Origin of the sequence: Pseudomonas sp. JV245A (assembly GCF_032424515.1) — a bacterium.
GTDB classification, from domain to species: Bacteria; Pseudomonadota; Gammaproteobacteria; order Pseudomonadales; family Pseudomonadaceae; genus Aquipseudomonas; species Aquipseudomonas protegens.
Genome location: NZ_VYKE01000046.1, coordinates 1 through 20,722 on the forward strand (window position 1 = coordinate 1; position 20,722 = coordinate 20,722).

At 63.7% G+C, this 20,722-nt stretch carries 17 protein-coding genes; 7 read left to right on the plus strand and 10 right to left on the minus strand.

The features are described 5' to 3' along the window. From fdhE to F6S12_RS14955, 5 genes are all read right to left on the minus strand, one after another. Positions 1-421 (minus strand): formate dehydrogenase accessory protein FdhE (fdhE, locus tag F6S12_RS14935; RefSeq protein WP_315869038.1); only part of this gene is annotated, 421 nt, incomplete at its 3' end. Then, positions 418-1,050, minus strand: a complete 633-nt coding sequence (locus tag F6S12_RS14940; RefSeq protein WP_015635778.1) for a formate dehydrogenase subunit gamma — start codon at positions 1,048-1,050, stop codon at positions 418-420. The genes F6S12_RS14940 and fdhE, both read right to left, overlap by 4 nt. Then, complete coding sequence (gene fdxH / locus F6S12_RS14945) at positions 1,050-1,931, minus strand: formate dehydrogenase subunit beta (protein ID WP_015635777.1); 882 nt, start codon at positions 1,929-1,931, stop codon at positions 1,050-1,052. The genes F6S12_RS14940 and fdxH overlap by 1 nt, the downstream gene beginning before the upstream one ends. Before the next feature lie 13 nt (positions 1,932-1,944). Next, positions 1,945-4,995, minus strand: coding sequence for a formate dehydrogenase-N subunit alpha (gene fdnG / locus F6S12_RS14950; protein ID WP_015635776.1), 3,051 nt, complete (start codon positions 4,993-4,995; stop codon positions 1,945-1,947). A gap of 510 nt (positions 4,996-5,505) precedes the next feature. Further along, positions 5,506-6,420: a LysR family transcriptional regulator gene (locus F6S12_RS14955; protein ID WP_011061517.1), complete on the minus strand. Its 915-nt coding sequence runs from the start codon at positions 6,418-6,420 to the stop codon at positions 5,506-5,508. A gap of 269 nt (positions 6,421-6,689) precedes the next feature. Here F6S12_RS14955 and F6S12_RS14960 point away from each other — a divergent pair, with 269 nt between their 5' ends. Both F6S12_RS14960 and pgm read left to right on the plus strand, forming a co-directional pair. Further along, positions 6,690-7,712 (plus strand): zinc-dependent alcohol dehydrogenase family protein, encoded by a 1,023-nt coding sequence (locus tag F6S12_RS14960; RefSeq protein WP_011061516.1) that lies wholly within the window; start codon positions 6,690-6,692, stop codon positions 7,710-7,712. A gap of 210 nt (positions 7,713-7,922) precedes the next feature. After that, entirely contained in the window at positions 7,923-9,569 is a 1,647-nt protein-coding gene (gene pgm, locus F6S12_RS14965; RefSeq protein WP_152686236.1) for a phosphoglucomutase (alpha-D-glucose-1,6-bisphosphate-dependent), read from the plus strand. 73 nt (positions 9,570-9,642) lie between these two features. Here the strand turns inward: pgm and F6S12_RS14970 are convergent, their stop codons facing one another. Beyond that, positions 9,643-10,338, minus strand: a complete 696-nt coding sequence (locus F6S12_RS14970; protein ID WP_011061514.1) for a pirin family protein — start codon at positions 10,336-10,338, stop codon at positions 9,643-9,645. A gap of 275 nt (positions 10,339-10,613) precedes the next feature. Here F6S12_RS14970 and F6S12_RS14975 point away from each other — a divergent pair, with 275 nt between their 5' ends. Continuing rightward, positions 10,614-13,079 carry a UvrD-helicase domain-containing protein gene (locus F6S12_RS14975; RefSeq protein WP_161466285.1) on the plus strand — a complete coding sequence of 822 codons (2,466 nt, stop codon included), beginning with the start codon at positions 10,614-10,616 and terminating at the stop codon, positions 13,077-13,079. 45 nt (positions 13,080-13,124) lie between these two features. Here the strand turns inward: F6S12_RS14975 and F6S12_RS14980 are convergent, their stop codons facing one another. Continuing rightward, positions 13,125-13,394, minus strand: coding sequence for a DUF1652 domain-containing protein (locus tag F6S12_RS14980; protein WP_011061512.1), 270 nt, complete (start codon positions 13,392-13,394; stop codon positions 13,125-13,127). A gap of 277 nt (positions 13,395-13,671) precedes the next feature. Here F6S12_RS14980 and F6S12_RS14985 point away from each other — a divergent pair, with 277 nt between their 5' ends. Genes F6S12_RS14985 through F6S12_RS15000 form a run of 4 tightly spaced genes read left to right on the plus strand, consistent with a single transcriptional unit; the run spans position 13,672 to position 17,483 of the window. Next, positions 13,672-14,487, plus strand: a complete 816-nt coding sequence (locus F6S12_RS14985; RefSeq protein ID WP_011061511.1) for a helix-turn-helix domain-containing protein — start codon at positions 13,672-13,674, stop codon at positions 14,485-14,487. A gap of 51 nt (positions 14,488-14,538) precedes the next feature. Next, positions 14,539-15,945 (plus strand): NAD(P)/FAD-dependent oxidoreductase, encoded by a 1,407-nt coding sequence (locus F6S12_RS14990; protein WP_015635771.1) that lies wholly within the window; start codon positions 14,539-14,541, stop codon positions 15,943-15,945. A 57-nt stretch (positions 15,946-16,002) separates the two neighbouring features. Then, positions 16,003-16,344, plus strand: coding sequence for a cupin domain-containing protein (locus F6S12_RS14995; RefSeq protein WP_019095326.1), 342 nt, complete (start codon positions 16,003-16,005; stop codon positions 16,342-16,344). A 47-nt stretch (positions 16,345-16,391) separates the two neighbouring features. Next, on the plus strand, positions 16,392-17,483 hold the full coding sequence (locus tag F6S12_RS15000) for a polyamine ABC transporter substrate-binding protein (protein WP_011061508.1): 1,092 nt from the start codon (positions 16,392-16,394) through the stop codon (positions 17,481-17,483). Positions 17,484-17,646: 163 nt separating this feature from the next. On the opposite strand, the gene F6S12_RS15005 is transcribed toward F6S12_RS15000, so the two are convergent. The 3 genes from F6S12_RS15005 to F6S12_RS15015 all read right to left on the minus strand — a co-directional run bounded on the left by F6S12_RS15005 (position 17,647) and on the right by F6S12_RS15015 (position 20,681). Beyond that, positions 17,647-18,408, minus strand: coding sequence for an SDR family oxidoreductase (locus F6S12_RS15005; RefSeq protein ID WP_011061507.1), 762 nt, complete (start codon positions 18,406-18,408; stop codon positions 17,647-17,649). Continuing rightward, entirely contained in the window at positions 18,405-19,787 is a 1,383-nt protein-coding gene (locus F6S12_RS15010) for an aspartate aminotransferase family protein (RefSeq protein WP_019095323.1), read from the minus strand. The genes F6S12_RS15005 and F6S12_RS15010 overlap by 4 nt, the downstream gene beginning before the upstream one ends. 78 nt (positions 19,788-19,865) lie before the next feature. After that, on the minus strand, positions 19,866-20,681 hold the full coding sequence (locus tag F6S12_RS15015) for a molybdenum cofactor biosynthesis F family protein (RefSeq protein ID WP_053158753.1): 816 nt from the start codon (positions 20,679-20,681) through the stop codon (positions 19,866-19,868). Positions 20,682-20,722: the final 41 nt, after the last annotated feature.

Consider the following 20,722-nt stretch of genomic DNA (forward strand, 5'->3'; position numbering starts at 1 on the left):
GCAACTGCTCGGCACAGGCTTCACGCTGCTCGGCGGGCATGCCGCCGATGGCGTCCAGGGCCTTGGTCAGCGGGGCGCTGGCGTCCCTGCGCAGGTGCTCGATCAGTTGCTCAAGGGCCGCTTGCCAATAGGCCGAGCGCGGCAGGCGCTGCACATCCAGCGGCGCGCCATCACCGATCCGCGCCACCAGCGCCTGCAACTCCTCGGCCGCCACCGGCGAACGCTCGAATATCGCCTGTTGCGCCTCGGCCACCCGCGCGGCAAACCGCAGGTAGTCGGCCTGCTCGTGACCTTCGGCCAGTTGGCGCAGGCGCGCTGCGCGCCGGCTGAAGTGCTGGCGCAGGTCCGGCAGCAACAAGGCGCTGATTTCTTCCACGCCGCCACTGGTGGGCTCCAGTGGGGTTAGCTTGATGCTGCTCATTTCTTCTCACTCTTGGAAATCTGCTGGTACCAGCGGTCATGGTGCGAGCGGGCCCAACTGCGCGATACGTAGCCGGTGACCATGCCGCGGATCGAACCCTTGACCCAGAACGCCAGGTAGGCGTGACCGATGATCAGCAGCATCAGCGAGATCCCGGCCAGGGCATGGGTGAGCAGGGCGATGCGAATCAGGGGAATGCTGAAGTACTGGGCGAACCACGGCCGCCAGATCACCACGCCGCTGAGCAGCAACAGGCTGATCAGGCCCATGATTCCCCAGAACAGGATCTTCTGCCCGGCGTTGTACTTGCCAATCTGCAGCGGTTGGCTGTGGTCCCCCGAGAGCACCGTCTTGAGGTTGCGAAACCAGATCGCGTCCTGGCGTTCCGGCAGGTTGTGCTTCACAAAACGCACGAACAGGAACATCAGCAGCAGGAACACCACCGTTCCCAGAAACGGGTGCAGGATGCGCGCCAGCTGCGGTGTGCCGAACACGCCGTTGAGCCAGTTCAGCGACGGGAAGAACCACGACAGCCCCGACAACGCCACCATGAAGAAGCAGATGACCATGAACCAGTGGCTGGCGCGCTCGATAAAGCGGGTACGCAGGATCAGCTTGTTCTTGTTCATCACGGGTTCTCCTTGAGGTCTTCTTCGACTTCGTTCGGGCCGACGCCGATGTAGTGGAATACCGTACCGGCCAAGGTGGCGAAGAAAGCCACGGCGGCCGCCGGCTTGAGCCAGCCTTTCCAGCCTTCGATCGCGCTGCTGATGCGCGGGTCAGGGTTGAGCTTGTGGTACAGCTGCGGCTGGTCGGCGTGTTGCAGCACGTAGAACACATGGGTTCCGCCCACCGCTTGCGGGTCGTAGATCCCCGCGCCGGCAAAGCCGCGGCCCTGCAGTTCGGTGACCCGTTCTGCGGCCTGCACCAGCATGTCGGCCTTGCTGCCGAAGTTGATCGCCCCGGTGGGGCAGGTCTTCACGCAAGCCGGCTCCTGGCCCACCGTGACCCGGTCAACGCACAGGGTGCACTTGTAAGCCTTGTTGTCCTTCTTGCTGATGCGCGGCACGTCGAACGGGCAGCCGGCGACGCAGTAGCCGCAACCTATGCAGTGCTCGGACTGGAAGTCGACGATGCCGTTGGCGTACTGGATGATCGCTCCCGGTTGCGGGCAGGCTTTCAGGCAGCCAGGGTCGGCACAGTGCATGCAGCCGTCCTTGCGGATCAGCCATTCGAGCTTGCCGGCTTCGTTCTCGTGCTCGTCGAAACGCATCAGGGTCCAGGTGTCGGCGCTGAGGTCGGCGGGGTTGTCGTAGACCCCGACGTTGTGGCCGACTTCGTCGCGCAGGTCGTTCCATTCGTTGCACGCCACCTGGCACGCCTTGCAGCCGATGCAGATGCTGACGTCGATCAGCTTGGCCACTTCGGCCTGGTGATCGCGGGCCCGCGGCGCCGGGGTGAAGGCGTTGGTGGCCGAACGGCGGATGATGTCTTGGGATTGCATGGACATGTCAGTTGCTCCGTCAGGCCTTTTCCACGTTCACCAGGAACGCTTTGTATTCCGGGGTGTTGGTGTTGGAATCGCCGACGCCCGGGGTCAGGGTATTGGCCAGGAAGCCCTTGCGGGTTGCACCTTCGTAGCCCCAGTGGCAAGGAATGCCGATGGTATCGACCGGCTGGCCGTCGATCTGCAGGCGGCGGATGCGTTTGGTCACCACCGCCTTGGCCTTGATGTAGCCGCGCTTGGTGCTGACGCGCACCAGGTCGCCCTGGACGATGCCTTTTTCCTGGGCCAGCACTTCGCCAATCTCGATGAACTGTTCCGGCTGGATAATCGCGTTGAGCCGGGAGTGCTTGGTCCAGTGGCGGAACAGTTCAGTGATCGAATAGGTAGTGGCCACGTAGGGGAATTCCTCGCGGCTGCCCATGCGCGTTCGGTCACTGTCGTACAGCCGCGCCGTGGGGCTCTTGCTGACGTTGGGGTGCAGCGGGTTGTGCGCCAGCGGGCTTTCGGTGGGCTCGTAGTGCTCGGGAAACGGGCCGTCGTTCATGGCGCCCACCGAGAACAGCCGGCCCAGGCCCTCGGGGAGCATGATGAACGGGTTGGCCTGGGTGCCCGGCGCCAGGTTGACCGGGAAGTCCGGCACATCGATGCCGCTCCAGCGACTGCCGTCCCAGCCGATGATCTTGCGTTGCGCATCCCAGGGGTTGCCTTGCGGGTCGGCCGATGCGCGGTTGTAGAGAATCCGCCGGTTCTGCGGCCAGGCCCAGGCCCAGCCCGGGGTGCAGCCCAGGCCGCTGTCGGCGTTGTCGCGACGGGCCATCTGGTTGCCGGCCTCGGTCCAGGAACCGGCGAATATCCAGTTGAAGCAGGCGGTGCTGCCGTCGTCGCGCAGTTGGCCGAAGTTGTCCAGCAACTGGCCCTTGCGCAGGATCAGGTTGCCCTGGTCATCACGCACGTCGGCCAGGGCGTAGCCGTTGGATTGCTTGGCCACTTCCTCGGGAGCGGGGTCGTAGGGGTCGCGGTAGTCCCAGGCCATATTCAGCACCTGCTCGGGGCAGGCGCCGCCTTCGCCGCGGTACAGCTCGCGTAGTTTCATGAACAGGTGGCCGAGGATCTTGCCGTCGTGCCAGGCCTCGCCGGGTGGCGCAGCGCCGGCCCAGTGCCACTGCAGCCAGCGCCCGGAGTTGACGATCGAGCCGTTTTCCTCGGCAAAGCAGCTCGAGGGCAGGCGGAACACTTCGGTCTGGATCTGCGCCGGGTCGACATCGTTGGACTCGCCGTGGTTCTGCCAGAAGCTCGAAGTCTCGGTGGCCAGCGGGTCGATGATCACCAGGAACTTGAGCTTGGCCAGCGCCGCGGCGGCCTTGTTCTTGTCCGGGAAGGCGGCAATCGGGTTGAAGCCCTGGGCGATGTAGCCGTTGACCTTGCCTTCATACATGCGGTTGGAGAAGTTCAGTACGTCGTAGCTCTCGTCCCACTTGGGCAGCCAGTCGAAGCCCCATTGATTGTCACGGGTGGCCTTGTCGCCGTACAGGCTCTTCATCAGGCTGATAAAGAACTTGGGGGTGTTCTGGTAGTAGTTGACCTGGCCGGGCAGTTGGGCGTTTGGGGTCGTTTCCTTGAGGTAGGTCGCCAGGCTGGCCTGGTTGTCGGACGGCAGGTTCATGTAGCCCGGCAGGCGCTGCGAGAGCAGGCCAAGGTCGGTGTAGCCCTGGATATTGGAGTGCCCGCGCAGGGCATTGACGCCGCCGCCAGCCATGCCGATGTTGCCCAGCAGCAGCTGGATCATGCCCGAGCCGCGGATCATCTGGGCGCCGGTGGTGTGGTGTGTCCAGCCCAGGGCATAGAGGAAGGTCGCGGTCTTGTCCGGCACGCTGGTGCTGGCCATGATCTCGCAAATCTCCAGGAAGTCGGCCTGGGGCGTGCCGCAGATCTGGCTGACCCGCTCCGGGGTGTAGCGGCTGACATGCTGCTTGAGCAGGTTGAGCACGCAGCGCGGGTGGCTCAGGCTCAGGTCGCGGCGGGCGTGACCTTGTTCGTCCAGCTCGTAGGCCCAGGAGCTGCGGTCGTATCGCCGAGCCTTGGCGTCGTAGCCGCTGAACAGGCCGTCATCGAAGCGGTAGTCGCTGCGCACGATCAACGAGGCGTTGGTGTAGGCGCGCACGTATTCATGCTGGATGCGATCGTTGCTGAGCAGGTAGTTGACCATGCCCATGAGGAAGGTCACGTCGGAACCGGCGCGCACCGGCGAGTAGATATCCGCCACCGCGGCGCTGCGGTTGAAGCGCGGATCCACCACGATGACCTTGGCGCCATTGCGGATCTTGGCCTCGATCACCCACTTGAACCCCACCGGATGCGCCTCGGCCGGGTTGCCGCCCATGATCAGCACCACGTTGGCGTTCTTGATGTCGACCCAGTTGTTGGTCATGGCGCCACGGCCGAAGGTCGGGGCCAGCGCCGAGACCGTCGGCGCGTGGCAGACCCGGGCCTGGCTGTCGGTGCCGAGGATGCCCAGGGCGCGGGTGAAGCGCTGGTCGAGCGAGCCGGTCTCGCTGCTGGCGGCCGACGAGCAGAGCATGCCGGTGGACAGCCAGCGATTGACCGTGACGCCCTTGGCGTTTTTCTCGATGAAGTTGGCGTCGCGGTCGTCCTTCATCAACCGCGCGATGCGTTCGATGGCGTAATCCCAGCTGACCCGCTGCCATTGGTCCGAGCCCGGGGCGCGGTACTCGGGGTACAGCAAGCGTTGCTCACTGTGGATGTAGTCGACCAGGCCGGCGCCTTTGGGGCACAGCGAGCCGCGGCTCACCGGGTGGTCAGGGTCGCCTTCGATATGGAAGATCCGCGCCTTGGCGTTCTTTGCGCCATCGCCCAGGCTGTACATCAGGATGCCGCAACCGACCGAGCAGTAGGTGCAGTTGTTGCGGGTTTCCCTGGCGCGCAGCAGTTTGTACTGGCGCGACTGGCTGGCATTGGCCGTGGTGGGCGCGAAGCCCAGGGATACGGCGGTGGTGGCCACGGCACCGGCTGTACAAAGTTTAAAGAACTGTCTTCTGCCAAGTGTCATGACGCATTCCTTATGCAGGCATTTTTCAATCACGGGTGATCAGGCAAGGTGGCAAGGGCCACTCTTTTAATGGGGGGCACAACGCGTGTGGAATAGAACGGCAAGTCTTGTGCTGATTCTGCTGTGTGCCGGCGATTTTATGGGCCGCTTGCGTAGGCGGCTAATAGGCTGGGTCGATGGCCTGATAGGTCTTGTCGATGAAGGTGCTGAACGCTTCGAATAACCCGTCGAAGTATTGATCTGGATCAAAAAATGGCCGCCAAAACATACTGTTGGCGTTACGCAATACGACCAAAGTCACTGCCGGGCACGACTAAAGTTTTCTCGGGGCGGGTGGTGAAAGGGCTCAAGGCGTGGGGGTGGCCGTCTGCAGACTCCTTGAGGGGCAGGGCAGGTGCGCGACCCTGCTGGGCAGGACAGGGCAGAGCATCTGTCCAAGGGTGTCCTACGTGGTACAGGGCCGCGGAGTCTGGGGGCGTTTCGGTAGATCAGTGAGCCGTTGGGGAAGGCTCAGAGGCTGTCGGGGTCGCCGAAGAACATCTGAATCCGCGAACGCAACCAGCGCTCCCCTGGATCGTTGTCCTGTGAGCCACGCCAGGCCATGTGCAGCTCAAAACTTCGCACCGGCAGTGGCGGATCTTCGGCGCGTACGCCGCCGGCGGCGGTGAGGGCGTCGGCGGTGTAGTCGGGCACGGTGGCAAGGATGTCGGTGCCGGCCAGCAGGGTGCTCAGGCCGTTGAATTGCGGTACGGCGAGCACGACGTGGCGCTTGCGTCCGAGCTTCTCCAGCTCCTCATCGATGAACCCGCTCAGGTCCCCGGCGAACGACACCAGGGCGTGGGGGCGGGCGCAGAAGTCGTCCAGGGTCAGGGGGCCGGGCACGGTGTCGGCCCGCAGTAGTTTGGGCAGGCTGCGGCGCAGGACCTTGCGCTTGGCGTTGGCCGGCAGGTCGGCGGTGTAGCTGACGCCGATGGAGATTTCGCCGGAGGCCAGCAGCGCGGGCATCAGCAGGTAGTTGGCGCGGCGTACCACCAGCACGATGCCCGGGGCTTCGGCGCGCAGGCGTTTGAGCAGCATCGGCAGCAGGGCGAATTCCACGTCGTCGGAAAGACCGATACGGAATACGGCGGTGCTGGTGGCCGGGTCGAATTCGGCGGCGCGGCTGACGGCGGTGGAGATCGAATCCAGGGCCGGCGAGAGCAGGGCGAAGATTTCCACTGCCCGGGCCGAGGGCTCCATGCTGCGCCCGGTACGCACGAACAGCGGATCGTCGAACAGGTTGCGCAGGCGCGACAGGGCTGCACTGATGGCCGGCTGGCCGAGGAACAGCTTCTCGGCGGCGCGGGTCACACTGCGTTCGTGCATCAGTGTTTCGAATACGATCAACAGATTCAGGTCGACACGACGCAGGTCATTACGATTCATCTGGAGTCCTGGCAGAGTCAGCGAGCTTGACGGGAGCGACCATATCGGAACAATGGCCGGCGTGAATCTTACGGGGAAAGGCTGGTACTCTGCATCGGCTAAATGTTGTTTGTTTGTAGCCGGGCAAGGTTCGAGCACGCTGTACGCCCCGATTTTCAAGGGCACGAAATCAATGCCAGGCATGTCGACTATTAATAGGCACTGATAGTCTTGCTTGCAAAGCCCGGATAAAGTTCGCGGCATTAGAGGTTAATTTGACGAGGTTTGCGATGTCCCGCACGATTCGTTTTCACAAGTTTGGACCGGCCGAGGTGCTCAAATGCGAAGAGCATGCGGCCTCGTTGCCTGCGCCAGGCGAAGTGCAGGTACGAGTCGAAGCCATCGGTATCAGCTGGTATGACGTGCTCTGGCGGCAGAACCTGGCGTCGTCCCATGCGCGCCTGCCCTCGGGCCTCGGGCACGAAATGGCCGGTGTGGTCACGGCCGTGGGCGAGGGCGTCGACGACCTGGCGGTAGGTGACAAGGTGGCGAGTTTTCCCGCCGAAAGCCCCAACGATTACCCGGTGTATGGCGAGCTGATCGTCCTGCCGCGTTCGGCCCTGACCCGTTATCCCGATGTTCTCAGCCCGATCGAGGCTGCTGTTCATTACACGCCGCTGCTGATCGCCTATTTCGCCTACGCCGACCTGGCGCGGGTCAAGCCGGGGCAGTTTGCCCTGGTCACGGACGCCAGCCATTGCGCCGGGCCGTCCTTTGTCCAGTTGGGCAAGGCCCTGGGTGTGCGGGTGATTGCCGCCACCAAGACCGCTGAAGAGCGTGAATACCTGCTGTCCCTGGGTGCCGAGAAGGTGATTGTCACCGAGGAACAGGACCTGCTGATGCAGATCAACAAGCTCACCGACAACCGCGGTGTCGACGTGGTGTTCGACGGCCTGGGCGGCCCGCAGATGTCCATGCTCGGCGATGTCCTGGCGCCCCGTGGCAGCCTGGTGCTCTATGGCCTGCAAGGCGGCAACCAGACGCCGTTCCCGGCCTGCGCGGCGTTCCAGAAGAACATCCAGTTCTTCGTCCATTGCATCGGCAACTTCACTGGCAAGCCGGAGTTGGGAATTGTCCAGGATCAGGTCGCGCTGCAGCGTGCGTTGCGCGACATCAACCAGCTCACCGCGGACCGGGTGCTGCTCCCCCTGAAGACCCGGGTATTCGCGTTCAACGAGTTTGTCGAGGCGCACCGCTACATGGATGAATGCCCATGCCGCGAACGGGTCGCGCTTCAGGTCGAACCGGTCTGATCCCAACGCCAGGCAAAGCCTGGCGTTTTTTATTGCCTCGATTTGCCGGCCCTTGCGCCGGCTTTTTAGTTTTTCCCCTGGCAGTCCTTTTACCGGCAAGCGGCTGCTGCATAAAAGGGCCTGGGCGCCGGGATAGATTCCATCGCGCTGCGGTCAAACTGCCAGTAAACTGCGGCCCATTTCCGAACCATCCTTTTCCAGAGGTTTTGCATGACTCTCAGTCCTTTTGCGGGCAAACCGGCACCGGCTGAATTGTTGGTCGACATCCCGCGACTGGTTACGGCTTATTACACCGGTCAGCCTGATGCATCGGTGTCTACCCAGCGTGTGGCCTTTGGCACCTCCGGGCACCGTGGCAGCTCGTTCGATCTGAGTTTCAACGAATGGCATGTGCTGGCCATCAGCCAGGCCATTTGCCTGTACCGCGAATCCCAGGGCATCGACGGCCCGCTGTTTGTCGGCATCGACACCCATGCCCTGTCGACCCCGGCCGGGGCCAGCGCCCTGGAAGTGCTGGCGGCCAATGGCGTGACCGTGATGATTGCTGCCGGCGACGAGTACACCCCGACCCCAGCGGTGTCCCACGCCATCCTCTGCTACAACCGTGGGCGTACATCGGGCCTGGCGGACGGCATCGTCATCACCCCGTCCCATAACCCGCCACAAAGCGGCGGCTACAAGTACAACCCGACCAACGGCGGCCCGGCCGACACCCACATCACCAAGTGGATCGAAGCCAAGGCCAATGAATTGCTGGCAGCCAAGCTGGCCGGGGTCAAGCGCATCAGTTACGAACAGGCGCTGAAGGCCGACACCACCCATCGCCACGATTACCTCAACACCTACGTCGCCGACCTGATCAACGTCATCGACCTGGACGCCATCCGCAACGCCAAGCTGCGCCTGGGCGTGGATCCGCTGGGCGGAGCAGGGGTGCGCTACTGGTCGGCGATCGCCGAGCACTACCGCCTGGACCTGGAGGTGGTGAACAAGCAAGTGGACGCCACTTTCCGCTTCATGTCGGTGGATTGGGACGGGCAGATCCGCATGGACCCGTCCTCCAGCTACGCCATGCAGGGCCTGATCGGCCTCAAGGAACGCTTCGACGTGGCTTTCGCCTGCGACCCCGATCACGATCGCCACGGCATCGTCACCCCGAGCGGCGGCCTGCTGGCGCCGAACAACTACTTGGCGGTGTCCATCGATTACCTGTTCCAGAATCGCCCGCAGTGGCGCGCTGATGCCGCGGTGGGCAAGACCGTGGTCAGCAGCGGCCTGATCGACCGGGTCGCTGCACGCCTGGGCCGCCGTCTGTATGAAGTGCCGGTGGGCTTCAAGTGGTTTGCCGATGGCCTGTTCGACGGCTCACTGGGCTTTGGCGGCGAAGAAAGCGCCGGTGCCTCTTTCCTGCGCCGTGACGGTGGCGTCTGGAGCACCGACAAGGACGGCCTGATCCCGTCCCTGCTGGCGGCGGAAATGACCGCGCGTACCGGTCGCGATCCGAGCCAGGCCTACCGCGCCCTGTGCGACGAGCAGGGTGAGCCGTTCTCGGTCCGCGTCGATGCCAAGGCCAACCCGCAGCAGAAGGCCCTGCTCAGCAAGCTGTCGCCACAGCAGGTGACTTCGACCCAACTGGCCGGCGAGCCGATCCAGCAGATCCTCAGCCATGCACCGGGCAACGACCAGGCCATTGGCGGCCTGAAAGTCATGACGGAGAACGGCTGGTTCGCCGCACGCCCGTCGGGTACTGAAGACATCTACAAGATCTACGCTGAAAGCTTCATCGGCGACGACCACCTCAAGCAGCTGGTGCAGGAAGCCCAGACCCTGGTGGACACCGCCATCAGCGGCAACTGAGCGGCGCTCCGGGCCCGTCAGACAAAAAAAGGGGCGGCCATCACGGTCGCCCCTTTTTATTGGCCGCTGTATTTCACGCCAGATCCACCAGCACGATCTCGCTGTCCTGCAGGGCCGTCACCCGCAGCACCGGCTCATTCTCAACCGCGACGCCGTCTCGAGCTTCGGCGCGCAAGCCGTTGACTTCAATCGCGCCGGTCGCCGGAACCAGGTAAGCCCGGCGCCCGTCGTCCAGGTGATACTCGGCCGTTTCCCCGGCCTTCAGGTTGGCCGCCACCAGCCGCGCATCGGCGCGAATCCGCAGGCTTTCCTCATCGCCAGCCTTGCCACTGGCCAGGGTCACGAAACCTTCACGCTGGCCCTTGGGAAAAGGCTTGGCACCCCAGGAAGGCGCAGAGCCTGCCTGGTTGGGGATGATCCAGATCTGGAAGATCTTGGTTGGCGTGGCTTCCAGGTTGTACTCGCTGTGGGCGATCCCGGTGCCGGCGCTCATCACCTGCACATCACCGGCTTCGGTGCGGCCCTTGTTGCCCAGGTTGTCCTGGTGGCTGATGGCCCCTTCGCGAACGTAGGTGATGATTTCCATGTCCCGGTGCGGGTGCTGGGGGAAGCCGGTGCCAGGGGCGATCACATCATCGTTCCAGACCCGCAGGTTGCCCCAGTGCATGCGCTTGGGGTCATGGTACTCGGCGAAGGAAAAATGGTGGTGGGCATCCAGCCAGCCATGGTGCGCGCCGCCCAGGGAGCTGAAAGGTCTGAGTTCAAGCATGATCTTCTCCTCATTAAGGGCTCGTCATGGCACGTTGTACCCGGGCCAGAAAACGATAACCGTTGGTTGATGGCGAGCATCTTCCATCAGCTATAGATCGATAAAAAGCGCAAAAAATGCCGTAATCCAATCGTAAAATTAGATGATTATTTTGTCGCAAAGCTGGTGTTAAACCTTCGGTTCATCGCTTAAGTTAATGACCTGCAAGCAATTGGCTGGATACCGTGGAACAATCCGCCGAAGATTACCGCTCAGCCTCACACCCTGGAGTCCGCGTGTCGCAACACACCCCCGATCTGCCCCCCGAGCTTTTGCCCCTGGCCCAGATGCCCTTGTTGAAACGCCTCGCGGCGCGCTTCTTCGGCCATGGCCTGAACCGCCTGCGGGCCCAGCATCGGGCTTCCTGGCTGCATGGTCAGGCCGATGGCTTTCGCAGTGGCCACACTGCCGGCGTGGAATACGGCTACCAGGAAGGCCGGCTCGAGGGGCTGGAGGAAGGCCGCCAGGTGCTGTTGATCCGCGACAGCCGCAACACCGAGCACCGCCCGCCCGGGGTGGATGACCGGCTGTTCGATGACTGGCGCCTGCCGTTGAGCGCCGAGCTGAAAAAGCGCTTCAAGGCCGATGTCGCCCGCCTGCTTCCCGCCGCGGCGCAACCCAGCGCCGCGCAGTGGAAGATGATTTTCAGCGACACACCCGCCACCGCGGTGATCGCCGGGGCCGGCGCCGGCAAGTCGACCTCGCTGGTGCTGCGCCTGCTGCTGTTGCATCACTATCTGGGCTTCGAACTGGACGCCATGACCGTGGTGACCTTCACCCGGGAGTCGCGCAAGGACTTCATCACCAAGCTCACGCAAGTCTTTGCCCTGTGGGGGCGGCAACTGGGCGCCAGGGAAGCCCGGGAGCTGGTGCGAACCTTCCACTCGCGGATTCTGCCCATGGTCCGCAGCCTGCCGGGCTTCGAGCGCCTGCAGGCCTTCGAGAACCTCAGCGATCGGCTCCAGGGCGGCGAAGACGAGGTGGACAGCAACCCATTCGATCTGCGCATCAACGACGCCCAGCGTCGGCACCTGAATGCCTGCTACCAGGCACTGTACCGCGATGACCCGCGCTTTCGCCTGGCGTTGCAGCCATTGGTACGCCACGCCCTGCAGCTCAAGGAACTGGAGCGCGATCACCCGGACGTGCAAAAGCGCATGGCGGTGACCGAACTGGCGGCCAAGCGCGATGAAGAACTCTGCGACACCGTGGAGGACCTGTGGTTTCGCGCGGGCGCCTGGCCGATCAAGGGCATCGAGCCGCAGCGCCAGCGGTTCGAAATCAACGGTGCGACCTTTCACAGCCATGGCTATTGTGCGGAGCTGGACGCCTGGGTGGTGCTGGGTTTCGACCCGCGCGAGAGCCCGCAGCTGACCCGGCCCGGGGCCAAGCTGACGGTGCGGGCGGAGTGGGCTGTAAAACGCACCCTGTTTCAAGCTTTTTGCCGTAAGCCATTGATTTGGCTTGATAGTTACGAAGCTTCAAAGCGTTCTGCCGGCGCCTTTTCGGCCCAGGTCAATGGCGGTCCGGGTTTCGATTACAAGGTCAAGGGCGAGCTGGCGTCGGCGCCGCTGCTCGATTGCTTTGTCGCCGCCGCAGGCTTTATCGAGAACCTGGGCTTGGAAGTGGGCGATGCCGTCGCGGGCATGAGTTTTGCCCAGGACGATCCGGACCGGTTTTTCTTCGAGGCCCTGAGCCTGTTCTGGCGAGCGCTGGAGGACCATCTGCTGGATCAGTCGCCGCCCATCATGAGCTACAACCGCATGTTCGCCCTGTTCAGCGAGCGCTCGCCGGAGAACTTCAAGTTGCTCAGCGATGCCTGCCTGCGCCCGATGTCACACCTGATGATCGACGAGTTCCAGGATGTTTCGCCGCAGATCGTTTCCTGGATCAGGGCCAGCCTTGCGGCGATCCGCAGCCGAGGCGCCGCCTTGCACATCGGGCGCGCCGCCCAGCATTCCTCGCTGCTCTGCGTCGGTGACGACTGGCAGTCGATCTACGGCTGGCGGGGCAGCTCGCCCAAGTACTTCATCGAGTTCAACAAGGAGTTCCCGTCCCCGGGCACCACCCGGGTCATGCTCAGCGAGAACTACCGCAGCCATCAGCATGTGATCGATGCCGCGGAGCATATTGTCCGCGCGGCGCCGGCCATTGCCGGAAAGAAGGCCAAGGCCAGCGGCGAAGCTACAGAGCTGTGGCCGGTGCAGGTGCTCGATCGCGATGATCAGGGCCTGGCCCAGCGTCTGGCTGAGCACTATGAGCAGGGTGATTCGATCTTGATGTTGTTTCGAAAAAGTAGTGATAAGTTATTGATTGAAAACGTTATTTCACAAATAGTTAATGTTGATTCTAACCTGCCTCCAGGGTCGCGACGCCTGAAACAGCTGACCTATCACAGCGCCAAGGGACTGCAGGCGGATGCGGTATTCCTGCTGGGCGACTGCCAGCATCTGAGCAGTTCGCCGTACAAGAACCAGGTCTATCGCATGGCCGGGTTGGGCAAGGACGGCGATGCCGAGCCCTACGACAGCGCACAGAAGGACGAGATCCTGCGGCTGGCCTATGTGGGCATCACCCGGGCCGCCAAGCATTGCTACTGGTATGTGGACCGCCAGGAAGGCCCCTCGGGCAATGCGCCCAAGGCTTCGGACCGGGTACCGCGAGACAAGCCGTACTTCCAGGACTTGCGCCAGGCGACATGAAAAAAGCCCGCTGGCGAGGCGGGCTTCGGGTGAGGCAGCGGGGCTTCAGGCCTTGAGTGCCAGGGACGGGGAAAAGGCCTCCAGTTCATCTTCCACCGCCTCGATTATTCGTTCGACATCCGCAGCGCTCATCACCGTGGCACAGGGAATGCCGGCGATGGCGATCATGGTTTCGCCGCTGGCGCGATCAAAGAGCCGGGCGATCATGCTGCCGGGCGCATCCATGCTGGCTTCGAAACCCATGGGATGAAAATGCCAGCGCATCAGCTGGCAGGCGTTGGGAAAGGTGACTTTACTGGCCCAGACTCTGTTCATCGGTGGCCCACCTTGATTCATTGAGCGCTTCCTTGTGCTCGCGGTAGGAACGACCGGATCGTCAATGACCCGATCGGTTGAGGTTTTAAAAATAGCATTGGCTTGTGACGGTTCGCAGTTTTTTTGCCCACCGTCCGGCGGTTCACTCACGGATTATTGATGCAAGTCATGTCATCTCCCAGGCACCCCCCGGCGGCTGCCGTATCTGGCCGGCGGCCGGTCGTTGAAGCCCTTGGCGAAGTTCGGCAAGCTGCGCCTTTTCCTGTTCGAGAAACCTATGTCTGCCCCCGATGACGGGCCGCTGCACACCCAGGCCACCGGTGAAACCGTGATGCGCTACCACCTGTGCTGGAAGCACCGGGACCTGGATGGAGTAATGGCGCTGTACCACCCGGACATCCAGTACAACGACTTTTTCCAGAACCGTACCCTGGGCCTGGAGGAACTGCGCGAATACGTGCGGGCCAGCATGCCCCGGGCTCCCGACGAGGCCCTGGAGCACAGCGATCGCATCCGCCTGGATGGCAATACCGCGTTTATCCAGTACCAGGTGACCCTGCGCGGCGGCCAGGGCCTGGTGTCATTTCGCTCCAGTGAAGCGATCACCGTGCGCGACGGGCTGATCTGGCGGGTCAACGAGTACGCCTCACTGGTCCGGGAGCCGGCACCGAGCAAGTCCTCCGCCAGACTGCGCCCGGCGGCCAGCCGGCTGGGGCTGTCGCCGCGCCAGTTGAGTTTCATGGCCGAGGACCTGCAGCAGTATTTCCAGCGCCAGCAGCCGTATCTGGACCCCGAGCTGGACCTGCAGCGGGTGTCCCGGGAATGCGGTTACAGCCGCAACCAGATTTCCTACCTGCTCAATCAGGTGCTGGGGCAGAGCTTCTACCGCTACGTCAACCAGGCGCGCCTGCAGCATCTGCTGGCAGCGCTGGACCAGGCCACGCCGCCGCTGCGCATCGACGAGCTGGCGTTTGCCGCAGGGTTCAACTCGCTGTCGGCCTTCTACAGCTGTTTTCGCCAGCACACCGGCCAGTCGCCCAAGGCCTACGCCAAGCAAATTTCTTTGCGTGCACGCGCGCAAGACAGCCCCTGAGGCCAGGCACTAGGATCGCCGCATTCGAAATTCGGGTTGCGGAGTGCTTGCATGCCAGCGTGGCGCAGTATCAGTTTGTGGATGGACCAGCTCGACGAGCCGCTATTGCCGCGGCCGCAGCTTGCGCAAGACCTGGACCTGGACGTGGCGATCATCGGCGCCGGCTATACCGGGCTGTGGACCGCCTATTACCTCAAGCGCCAGGCGCCGCAGTTGAATATTGCGGTGATCGAAGCGCAAACCGCCGGTTTTGGTGCCTCGGGCCGCAATGGTGGCTGGCTGATGGGCAACCTGCTGGGAGAGGACCGGCTGCTGGCCGCTCTGTCGCCGCAGCAGCGCCGGGCCTCCTTCGACCTGTTGCACGGCATCCCTGATGAAGTGGCCAATGTCATCGAACGTGAGGGCATCGACTGCGATTACCGCAAGGGCGGGGTGCTGTATTGCGCCGCCCGCTACCCGGAGCAGGAAACCAGCCTGCGCCACTATCTGGACAAGCTCTATGCCCAGGGCCTGAACCAGGACGACTACCGCTGGCTCAACCCCGAGCAACTGGCCCAGCAGATCCGCCTGGCCAAGCCCTATGGCGGTATCTATGCCCCGCATTGCGCCACCATCCAGCCTGCCAAGCTGGTGCGCGGCCTGGCCCGGGCGGTTGAGCGCCTGGGGGTGACCCTCTATGAAAACAGCCCGGTGACCCATTGGCAGTCCGGCAGCCTGCAGACGGCCCAGGCTTCGGTGCGCAGCCGTTGGATAGTGCCGGCAGTGGAAGGCTATTCGGTCACCTTGCCGCCCCTGGGCCGCTACCAGTTGCCGGTGCAAAGCCTGCTGGTGGCCACCGAGCCGCTGGCGGAGTCCGTCTGGGAAGAAATCGGCCTGAGCCAGGGCCAGGCCTTCAGCGAAAGCAGCCGACAGGTGACTTATGGCCAGCGCTCGATGGACAACCGGCTGGTGTTCGGTGCCCGGGGCGGCTATCAGTTCGCCAGCAAGCTGCGCCATGACTTCGACCTGACCCGTGACGAAGTGGAACTGCGCCGCTACCTGTTCGGCGAGCTGTTCCCGCAACTCAAGAACGTGCGCATCAGCCATTCCTGGGGCGGCAACCTGGGCATGTCCCGGCACTTCAAGCCGCACATGCTCTGCGACCGGCGCAAGGGCATCGCCCTGTCCGGCGGCTATGGCGGCGAGGGCGTGGGCGCCAGCAACCTCGGCGGCCGGACCCTGGCGGACCTGATCCTGGAACGCGACAGCCCTCTGGTACACCAGCCCTGGGTCATGCCCGAGTGTGGCCTGGAGGCCCTGCGGGCCTGGGAGCCGGAGCCGTGCCGCTGGCTGGGCTACAACGCGATCATTCGCAGCTTCGTCCACGAGGACCAGACCCTGGCCAACCCGGCCTCGGCTCCATGGCGGCGCAGGATGGCCAGCCGGATCGCCGGCTTCATGGAAGGTTTCATGCACTGAGCCGGCCTCTATGTACCGAACGCTGTCTGTTCGGATTTCCCGTCGAAAGGTAGAACCATGAGCATCACCCAATTCAAGCAAACCGCCACCGCCACCCTGGCCGAATCGGCACCAGTAGCGGTGCCCCTGGGCACTCCGGTGGCCGTGACCTCGGTGACCGCCGTCGAACGCAACGACGGGGTCGAGACCGGCATCTGGGAATGCACCCCGGGGCGCTGGCGGCGGCAGATCGTGGCCCAGGAGTTCTGCCACTTCATCCAGGGCCGTTGCACCTTCACCCCGGACAACGGCGAAACCCTGCACATAGAAGCCGGCGATGCACTGATGTTGCCGGCCAACAGCACTGGGATCTGGGATATCCAGGAAACGGTGCGCAAGACCTACGTCTTGATTTTCTGATCCCTTGATTGCCTGCCAACAACAAAACCAGCCACAGGTATCGACTCATGATCCGCAAGACTTGCGCGTTGCTATTGCTCAGCCCGTTGTTCCTGGCCACGTCCCTGGCCCAGGCCGATACGGTGAAGATCTACAACTGGTCGGACTACATCGCCCCGGACACCACCAAGGCCTTCCAGAAGGAAACCGGGATTGGTTTCACCTACGACGTCTATGACAGCAACGAGACCCTGGACGGCAAGTTGATGACCGGAAAATCCGGGTATGACGTGGTGTTTCCTTCCAACCACTTCATGGCCCGGCAGATTCAGGGCGGGGCACTGAAGAAGCTCGACAAGAGCCAGCTGCCCAACTGGAAGAACCTCAACCCGGTGCTGCTCAAGGCCCTGGAGGTCAACGACCCGGGCAACCAGCACGGCTTCCCCTACCTCTGGGGCAGCACCGGCATTGGCTACAACGTGGCCAAGATCAAGGAAGTGCTGGGCAACGATGCCCCACTGGATTCCTGGGACCTGATCTTCAAGCCCGAGTACATGCAGAAGCTGCAGAAGTGCGGGGTGGCGATCCTCGACAACGGCCCGGAACTGATCCCTACCGCTCTCAATTACCTCGGGCTGGCGCACCACAGCAAGAACCCGGCTGACTACAAGCAGGCCGAGGCGTTGCTGATGAAGGTCCGGCCTTATGTCAGCTACTTCCACTCGTCGAAGTACACCAGCGACCTGGCCAACGGCAATATCTGCGTGGCGGTGGGATTCTCCGGCGACATCCTGCAAGCGGAAAGCCGTGCCAGGGAGGCGAAGAACGGGGTGGAGATCGGCTACTCGATTCCCAAGGAAGGCTCGCCGATCTGGTTCGACATGGTGGCCATGCCAGTGGATGCCCCGGATGAGCAGGCCGGCTATGCCTTCATGAACTACCTGCTGCGCCCCGAAGTGATGGCCGGCGTGAGCAACTACGTGCACTACGCCAATGGCAACCTGCAGGCCGACAGCCTGATCGACCCGGCCATCAAGAACGACACCAAGGTCTATCCGAGCCCGGAAATGATGGACAAGCTGTTTGCCCTGGAGGCCATGCCGCTGGACATCGACCGCATCCGCACCCGCCTGTGGAACAAGATCCGCAGCGGCAGCTGACCTGGCCCCTTCGTAGGAGCCGGCTTGCCGGCGAAGAGGGCCTCAAGCCCTGTGTTGCGCTCGGGGTCGCCTTCGCTGGCAGGCCAGCTCCTACGCCCGTCGTTCTCCATGGAGGGCGCCAGCCGGTCCGCCTCTTAGGTGCCGGTGTGGGGGGCGGCAGTTTCTATAGCTGGGTGTTTTCCGGGAGCAGGGCGCCGCCATCCACCACCAGGGTCTGGCCGGTGATATAGCCCGCTTGCCGTGACGCCAGGAACAGCATGGCCCAGGCAATATCCTCGGCACTGCCCAGGCGCTTCAGGGGAATGCTCGAAGCCAGGGTCGAAGCGTCGCCGAGATTGTCCATGGCCTGGGTGGCAATCAGCCCGGGCTCCACGCCGTTGACCGTGATTGCATATTCCGCCAGCTCCAGCGCGGCAGCGCGGATAAAACCATTGACCCCGGCCTTGGAGGCCGCGTAGTGGGCGAGCCCGGGAATCGCCGTGCGCGGGCCGGTGACCGAGGAGGTGATGACGATCCTCGGCTGCTGGGACCGGCGCAACGCCGGCAAGGCGGCCCGGGTCAGCCAGAAGCAGCTTTTCAGGTTCACCGCCAGGGTGCTGTCCAGGGTTTCATCCTCCAGTTCGGCCAGCTTCTGCATCGGAAAGATCGCGGCATTGTGCAGCAGCAGGTCGAGGCCGCCGAAGGCCTCCAGGGTTGCCGCCACTGCCTGTTCGGCGGCATTGCGGGTGCCCAGGTCCACAGGCAGCAGTTCGGCGGTGCCGCCGGCTTGGCGAATCAGCCGCAGGGTTTCATCGCCTGATGCCGCGCTGCGGGTCGCCAGCATGACGCTGGCCCCCTGGGCGGCGAACAGTTGGGCGATGGCCCGGCCGATGCCCTGGCCGGAACCGGTGACCAGGGCGATGCGCCCACGCAGATCCTGGCTCATGAGCCGGCTCCTGGCAGAACCTGGGCCAGGCACTGGTCCAGCAGGCGGTTGTGCAGGTCGACCTGCGCCTCGCTGGCGGTCGGGCACAGCAGCGCCATGTTGTGGAACGGCGTCAGCAACACCCCGCGATTGAGCAGGTACAGGTGCAGATAGGCTTCGATCAGCCCATGGCGGGCATGATGGGCCTCACCGCCGTTGCGCGGAGGCTGCTGCATGAACAGGTATTCGACCCGGGCACCGATGCGGGTCACGTGCCAGGGCAGGCGGTGCTTGTGGATGATGGCTTCGACCCCGGCCCGCAGGCGCTCGGCGAGATGGAACATATGGGCGTAGCTGGCCTCGTTCATCACTTCGCTGAAGGTGGCGCGCATGGCCGCCATCTGCAGGGCGTTGCCGGCCAGAGTGCCGCCGAAGCCGAAATGGTTGATCGCCTGGCCCGGCTGGAAATGCGGCAGCACCTGCCAGATCCGTTTGGCCATGGCCTGGCTGGCGCCCCAGACCGCCGTGGGAATGCCACCGGCGATGGATTTGCCGAGAACGAAGAAGTCCGGCTGCAACCCGTGCTCGCCGCAATAGCCGCCGGGGCCGCAGGACAGGGTGTGGGTCTCGTCGATGATCAGCGGCACCTCGAAGCGCCGGGTCAGCTCCCGCAGGCCATCATGAAAGCCTGGGGCTGGCGGCACCATGCCGACGTTGGTCATGAAGGGTTCGGTGAGTACCGCGGCCACGTCGCCATGGGCCAGGGCCGCTTCCAGGGCCGGCAGGTCGTTGAACTCCACCAGCCGCGTGGTGGCCTGGTGCTGCAGGCCGTTGGCGTGCACGCCGTCCCGCGGGATCATCTGGCCCTGGGCGTCGAACTCCACCTGGGACTCGTCGACGCTGCCGTGGTAGTTGCAGTTGAACACCAGGACCTTCTGCCGCCCGGTGATCATCCGGCACAGGCGCAGGACAAAACGGTTGGCGTCGGTGGCCGAGGTGGTGACCTGCCAGTAGGGCAGGCCAAAGCGCCGGGTCAGTTCCTTGCCGACCCACAGGCTGTCGGCCGTGGGCAGCATCAGGGTCGAACCATGCAGTGCCTGTTCGGCGATGGCAGCGGCGACCGCCGGTTGGGCGTGGCCGAACATCGCTCCGGTGTCACCCAGGGCAAAGTCCACGTAGTGATGACCGTCGCAATCGGTGAGGGTCGCGCCCTGGGCGTCGGCCACCATGATCGGGTAGGAGCCGGGCCATTGCTGCATCCAGTGCAAGGGCGCGCCGTACAGCCAATGCTGGAGGTTTTCCTGGTAGAAAGCGCCGGAGCGCGGGTGTTTCTCGGCAAACAGTTGCAGTTCGGTCTGGTAGCAACTGGCGACGCGTTGCAGATCGAGGCCCAGAGTCATGGCAGTGTCCTGTGAGGAAGAGGGCTGGCTGGCCCAGGGGCCGGCCTGGGCCGGCAGCCTGGAGCCAGGGGGCGGGTATCAGCGGTGCCGGGTACGGTTGAGCACCTCTGCCAGGGCTCCCACCGGAAAGTTGGCGGCGCTGCTGAAGTCGGCACCCTGGTAGCCGAAGATCTTGCCGTCGCTGCGACCGGCCTTGAGGTCGATCAGCACCAGGCCCAGGGTCGGGACGATCTTTTCTCGCCAGACGAACAGGTACAGCTGCTCGGCGATCTTGTAGTAGTGGCAGCGGTCGGTATCCGCCAGCCCCTGTTCGACGCCCCGCAGGCATTGCCAGCTGTAGAAGTTGGCATTCAGGTAGATGTGCTCGTAGGCCTCGCTGGCGCTGTAGATGTACCGGTTGCGCAGGCCCACCAGTTCATCGGTGGGTTCATGGCGTGGCGTGCCGGCGGTGACCGGCGTGTCGATGGCACCGTGGAGAAACTGGGCCTTGACCGAGGTCAGCTCGCCACCGGCCAGGGCCCGGCTGAACAGGTCGACGCTGGATTCGGCCTGGCTGGGCATCTGCCCGATGACGGCGCTGAAGCATTGCTGCTCAAGGTCCAGGACCAGGCTCACCGAGTGGATCTGCCCCTGTTCGTGCTTGAGGAAGTCCACCAGGTAGATGCCGGGGCGCAGGCAGGTTGCGCGATAGGGCAACTCGGCGCCGGCCGCTTCCCCGACGTTGTTCCAGCGCAGGGTGTGGGCGGCGAAATGGTGTTCGATCTGCCAGTGGTTGTCGAAGTGCAGGCTCAGGCGGCGACCGGCCAGGTCGTCGACCGCCGGGAGGATGTGATTGTCTTCGGCAAAGCCGTCGGCGAGGGCTCCGACGGTGATCCATTCAGGTTGCGGGTTCATGGCAAGGCTCTTGTCAGCAAGGAGAGCTGCATGTTCGGCCG